This window comes from Bordetella petrii (genome assembly GCF_020991325.1).
Lineage (GTDB): Bacteria > Pseudomonadota > Gammaproteobacteria > Burkholderiales > Burkholderiaceae_B > Bordetella_A > Bordetella_A petrii_E.
This window is the reverse complement of record NZ_JAJMLX010000284.1, coordinates 1-5647: the sequence shown is the minus strand read 5'-3', so window position 1 is coordinate 5647 and position 5647 is coordinate 1. Positions and strand designations below refer to the sequence as shown.

Sequence of the window (5647 nt, the reverse complement as noted above, 5' to 3'; positions counted from 1 at the left end):
GCCGGCCGAAACGCCCGCGCCCGCCGTGCCCACGCCGCCGCGCGCATCGGATGCCACCCTGATCAACTGGGGCTGGCCGTCCAGCGGCCCGGTCACCCAGCCCTTCAGCACCAGTTCCAAAGGCATCGATATCGGGGGGGCGCTGGGCGATCCGGTCAGCGCCGCCGCCGACGGCAAGGTCATGTACAGCGGCAACGGGGTGCGCGGCCTGGGCAATCTGATCATCATCAATCACCAGAACGGCTTCATCACCGCCTACGCCCACAACCAGAAACTGCTGGTCAAGACCGGCGAAACAGTCAAGCGCGGTTCCAAGATCGCCGAAGTCGGCCAGACCGACACGACGTCGCCGCGCCTGCACTTTGAAATTCGCCGCCAGGGCACGCCGGTCGACCCCCTGAAGTACCTGCCGCCGCGATGACGCCCACGCTGGTCTTCGACCTGGAAACCCTGCCCGACACCGACGGGCTGCGCAAGCTCAACGGCTGGGGGCCCGAGGTGCCCGATGCCGAAGTCGCCGAGCGCGCCATGCAGGCGCGCCGCGAGGCGGTAGGGCACGACTTCCTGCCGCTGCACTTGCAGCGCATCGCGGTCATTGGTTGCGTGTTCCGCGATGACCAGGGCTTCCGCGTCAAGACGCTGGGCCAGCCCGACGATCCCGAATCCGCGCTCATCAGCGGGTTCTTCAAGACCATCGAACGCTATACGCCGCGCCTGGTCAGCTGGAACGGGTCGGGCTTCGACCTGCCCGTGCTGCATTACCGCAGCCTGATCCACGGCGTGCCGGCCCCGCGCTACTGGGATACCGGCGATGAAGACCGCGACTTCAAATACAACAACTACATCAGCCGCTACCATAACCGGCACATCGACCTGATGGATCTGCTGGCCAAATACAATGGCCGCGCCAATGCGCCGCTGGACGAATTGGCCAAGCTCTGCGGTTTTCCCGGCAAGCTGGGCATGGACGGCAGCCAAGTGTGGCCCGCCTGGCAGGCTGGTCGTGCCGATGAAGTCCGGGCGTACTGCGAAACCGACGTCGTCAACACCTGGCTGGTGTACTGCCGCTTCCGCTTCCTGCGCGGCGAGCTCGATGCCGCGTCCTACCAGGCCGAGATCGACCTGGTGCGCGACACCCTGGCGGCCAGCGACGCCGCCCATTGGCGCGAATACCTCGCCGCCTGGAACGCCTGAGGCCCAGGGCCACGCCAGGCCCATGCCTCGCAACCGACTGAAATATCGGACGCCGCCAGGAAACCCGGCCGTAACCAGCCGCGTTCCACAATGGCCTCGCGTTCTACTCTTTCAGGAGACCACTATGTCCCGATACGCGATCCGTTCTTCCCTGGCTGCCCTGGGCTTTGCCGTTGCCGCTGCGGGCCTGTCAGGCACTGCGCTGGCCGCGCCCGATGCGAATGCCGAACCGCCGCGCATGCACGGCGAGCACCGCGGCTTCAAGCACGGCGATCACCGCGGCGGCAAAATGATGCGCGATGGTTTCTGGGTGCCGGGCGTGGGCCCGCTGTCGCCCAAGCAGGTCGAATCCCTCAAGCTCGACGCCAAGCAGAAAGCGGCGTTCGACGCGGCCAAGCAGGCGCAGGGCGATATGCACAAGGCCATGCGCGAACACGGCGGCAAGCGCCACGATCTGCTGGCCAGCCAGCTGGAAAGCGGCAAGCTCGACCCCCATGCGCTGGCGGCACGCCAGGATGAAAACCACGAGCAATTCCGCAAGCAGGCCGACCAGGTGCGCGGCAAATGGCTGGCCGCCTGGGATACCCTGAACGACAGCCAGCGGCAGCAGGTTGCCGGCTGGGCCAAAGAGCGCCATGCCAAGATGCAGGAACGCCACGCCAAGAAGCAAGAGCGCCGCGCCGCCCGGCAGGCGGGCGAGCCTGGGCAGCCCGCGCAGGCCAACTGACCGGTCTTCCTGATTTTCCGATTCACGCGGCAGCCATGCCGCGTTTTTTTTCGCCATGTTGGCGCATGGCGCGCCGCAACGCGCCGCGGCGGTGCCCGGCCGCGGGCCGCATGCGCCGCCGTGGTGCGGACAAGGCCCGCGGCCAAGGCAAACATGGGGCTGAAAAAGTTGGCACGAAAGGTGCTTATGCGGAATGAACCGGTGTCATTTTTCTGAAAAGAAACCGGTGCTTCGGGCTGGCGAATCTGCCGGCATCCGTATTCTTCCGCACAGGATCCCGTACCATGAAAAGCAAGTTGCTAGCATTGCCCCTGGCGCTCGGCGCCGGTTTTGCCGCCGTCGCCCACGCGGAACCCACCGACCTGGGTGCGGGCTTTTCGCTGAGCGGCAACGCCGCCATCGTCAGCGACTACCGGTTCCGCGGTTATTCCCAGACCAACTTCCGGCCGGCGGTACAGGTGGGCTTCGACCTGGCCCACAGTTCGGGCTTTTACCTGGGCAACTGGAACTCCAATGTCTCGGATTATGTGTTTCCCGAGGGCAACCTGGAGATGGATTTCTATGGCGGCTGGAAGGGCGAGCTGGGCCGTGGCATCGGCCTGGACGTGGGCGCCCTGTACTACTACTACCCCGGTTCTTCTTCGCCCAAGGGCGGCAACTACAACAACACCGACCTGTACCTGGGGCTGAGCTACGGCAGCTACTCGCTGAAGTACTCGTATACACCCAGCGACTTCTTCAGCACACCCGACAGCAAGGGCACCTGGTACCTGGACGGCACGGCCAACTTCGACCTGGGCGACGGCTGGGGACTGGTGGCCCATGTGGGCTACCAGAAGCTGAAAAAGCAGGTGGACATGGACGGCGATTCCATCGGGCACTACGTCGACTACAAGCTGGGCATCACCAAAGACCTGAGCGGCTGGGTCCTGGGCCTGGCGGCGGTGGGCGCATCGGACGACAACTGGCTGCCCACCAAGAATGGCCACCCGTCCGGCCGCCTGGGCGCGGTGTTCTCGGTGGCGCGCTCGTTCTAGGGCTTGGCGCCCGGAAAAACAGGGGCGCAACGTACTTCGGCTTCCTCTTTTACAATGCCCGGTTGCCTGTATCAGCCTGGATTGCACAAGAGATGGCCGAAGTACTGAATATCGAATCCCTGGACCTGGAAGCCCGGGGAATCGCCCGCCGTGACGGCAAGGTGGTGTTCGTCGAGGGTGCGCTGCCCACCGAGCGCGTTACCGCGCAGACGGTGCGGCGCAAGCCTTCCTATGAAATCGCCCGCGTCGAAGACATTCTGCGGCCGTCCTCGCTGCGCGTGGTGCCGCGCTGCCCGCATTTCGGGGTATGCGGCGGCTGTGCCATGCAGCACCTGGAGCCCAGCGCCCAGGTGGCCATCAAGCAGCGGGCGCTGGAAGACACGTTCTGGCATGTGGGCAAGCTGCGGCCGCAGCGCGTGCTGCCCCCATTGCATGGCCCCACCTGGGGCTATCGCTACCGCGCGCGCCTGTCGGTGCGGGTGGTGCCCAAGAAGGGCGGGGTGCTGGTGGGTTTCCATGAACGCAAGAGCAGCTACGTAGCCGACATGCGCGAATGCCATGTGCTGCCGCCCCATGTCAGCCGGTTGCTGATGCCGTTGCGAGCCATGATCACCGCCATGTCCACGCCCGACCGCATGCCGCAGATCGAAGTGGCGCTGGGTGAAGGCGTCACTGCGCTGGTGCTGCGCCACCTGGAGCCATTGACGCCGGGCGACCTCGACATCCTGCGGCGTTTTGCCGCCCAGCACGATGTGCAGTGGTGGCTGCAGCCCAAGGGGCCCGACACCGTGCATCCGCTGGAGCCCGAGCACGGCGATGCGCTGGCCTACACCATGCCGGAATTCGGCCTGCGCATGCCATACCGCCCCACCGATTTCACCCAGGTGAACCATGCCATCAATCGTGCCATGGTGTCGCGCGCCCTGACCCTGCTCGACGTGCAGCCCACCGACCGTGTCGCCGACCTGTTCTGCGGGCTGGGCAATTTCACCTTGCCCCTGGCCACGCGCGGCCGGGAAGCCGTGGGCGTCGAAGGCAGCAAGGCGCTTACCGACCGCGCGCTGGCCGCGGCCGGGCAGCATGGCCTGGCCGGCCGCACCAGCTTCGCCACGCTGAACCTGTTCGAGGTCGACGTCGACTGGCTGCGCGGCCTGGGCTACTTCGACCGCATGCTGATCGACCCGCCGCGGGAAGGGGCGCAGGCCGTTGCCCAGGCGCTGGCGCAGTTGGCGCCCCACGAACGGCCGCGCCGCATTGTGTACGTATCCTGTAATCCGGCCACGCTGGCGCGCGATGCCGCGATCATGGGCCATGAAGGGGGCTACGTCCTCAAGAGCGCAGGCGTGATCAATATGTTCCCGCACACCGGGCACGTGGAGTCGATTGCCGTGTTCGAATCGCTGCCCGACGCCCAAGTCCTGGCGGCGCAGGAACAAGCCCGCCTGAAAGACGACGCACAGGCCGCCTGAGCGGCACGTCAGGGCGCGCCGCCCAGTTCTTCGATGATGGGGCAGTCGGGCCGGCTGTCGCCGTGGCAGTGGCGGGCCAGGTGCCGCAGCGTATCGGCCATTTGCTGCAATTCGGCGGCCTTGCGTTCCAGGCCTTCCACATGGCTCAGGGCCACCCGCTTGACGTCGGCGCTGGCGCGGTCGCGGTCGCGCCACAGCGCCAGCAGTTCATGCATCTGCTCCACCGAAAAACCCAGGTCGCGCGCGCGCCGCACGAAACGCAGGGTGTGCAGTTCGGTGTCGCCGTAGATACGGTAGCCCGATTCGGTGCGGCTGGCCGGGCCGATCAGCCCGATGCTTTCGTAATACCGGATCATCTTGGCGGAAATGCCTGTCGCGCGGGCAGCTTGTCCGATGTTCATGATGCAGGTTCCTGGATGTGCGGGCGGTAGGCGCGCAGGCGCAGGGCATTGCCCAGCACGAACACGCTGGAAAGGGCCATGGCGGCAGCGGCGAATACCGGCGACAGCGATAGTCCGAAGGCCGGATACAGCACGCCCGCGGCCAGCGGAATCAGCGCGGCGTTGTAGGCGAACGCCCAGAACAGGTTCTGCCGGATATTGGCCAGCGTCGCGCGGCTCAGGCCGATGGCGTTGGGCACGCCGTGCAGATCATCGGCCATCAGCACCACCGACGCCGCCTCGATGGCCACGTCGGTGCCGGTGCCAATGGCAATGCCGATATCGGCGGCGGCCAGCGCGGGGGCATCGTTGATGCCGTCGCCCACGAAAGCCAGCCGGCGCCCGCCCTGGCGCAGCGTGTCGATGGCGGCTACCTTGCCATCGGGCAGCACCTCGGCGCGCACTTCATCGATGCCCACCTGGCGCGCCACGCCGCGCGCCGTATGTTCATTGTCGCCGGTGATCATGGCGGTTTTTACGCCCAGTGCATGCAGGGCCTGGATGGCGGCCACGGCCGACGGTTTCAAGGGGTCGCTGACGGCAATCATGGCGGCGGGCCGGCCGTCCACGGCCACGTACACCGGTGTCTTGCCCGCCTGGCCCCATTCGGCGGCGCGGTCGCCGAACACCTGCAGGTCAACGCCATGCCGCGCCATCAGGCGCGCCGCGCCCGCCAGGATATTCCGTCCGCCCACGCGCGCTTGCACCCCGGCGCCCGTGATGGCCTGGAAGTCTTCGGCGGCTTCGACCGCCAGCCCGCGCTCGCGCGCCGCCGCCACG

Annotated in this window: 7 protein-coding genes; 5 read left to right on the top strand and 2 right to left on the bottom strand. The window is 66.8% G+C overall.

Annotated features, from left to right (window positions below; genetic code table 11):
• The 5 genes from LPZ50_RS20910 to rlmD all read left to right on the top strand — a co-directional run.
• Window positions 1-421 (top strand): murein hydrolase activator EnvC family protein (locus LPZ50_RS20910; RefSeq protein ID WP_230664590.1); only part of this gene is annotated, 421 nt, incomplete at its 5' end.
• A complete protein-coding gene (locus tag LPZ50_RS20905) occupies window positions 418-1194 on the top strand; it encodes a 3'-5' exonuclease (RefSeq protein ID WP_230664588.1) in 777 nt (258 codons plus the stop codon). The genes LPZ50_RS20910 and LPZ50_RS20905, both read left to right, overlap by 4 nt.
• A gap of 124 nt (window positions 1195-1318) precedes the next feature.
• Window positions 1319-1921: a hypothetical protein gene (locus LPZ50_RS20900; protein WP_230664586.1), complete on the top strand. Its 603-nt coding sequence runs from the start codon at window positions 1319-1321 to the stop codon at window positions 1919-1921.
• A gap of 284 nt (window positions 1922-2205) precedes the next feature.
• Window positions 2206-2958: a TorF family putative porin gene (locus tag LPZ50_RS20895; RefSeq protein ID WP_230664584.1), complete on the top strand. Its 753-nt coding sequence runs from the start codon at window positions 2206-2208 to the stop codon at window positions 2956-2958.
• A gap of 92 nt (window positions 2959-3050) precedes the next feature.
• Window positions 3051-4427, top strand: coding sequence for a 23S rRNA (uracil(1939)-C(5))-methyltransferase RlmD (rlmD, locus tag LPZ50_RS20890; RefSeq protein WP_230664582.1), 1377 nt, complete (start codon window positions 3051-3053; stop codon window positions 4425-4427).
• Window positions 4428-4435: 8 nt separating this feature from the next.
• On the opposite strand, the gene cueR is transcribed toward rlmD, so the two are convergent.
• Both cueR and LPZ50_RS20880 read right to left on the bottom strand, forming a co-directional pair.
• Window positions 4436-4828: a Cu(I)-responsive transcriptional regulator gene (gene cueR, locus LPZ50_RS20885; protein ID WP_230664580.1), complete on the bottom strand. Its 393-nt coding sequence runs from the start codon at window positions 4826-4828 to the stop codon at window positions 4436-4438.
• Window positions 4825-5647, bottom strand: an 823-nt coding sequence (locus LPZ50_RS20880; protein WP_230664578.1) for an HAD-IC family P-type ATPase, incomplete at its 5' end; no start/stop codon positions are given. The genes LPZ50_RS20880 and cueR, both read right to left, overlap by 4 nt.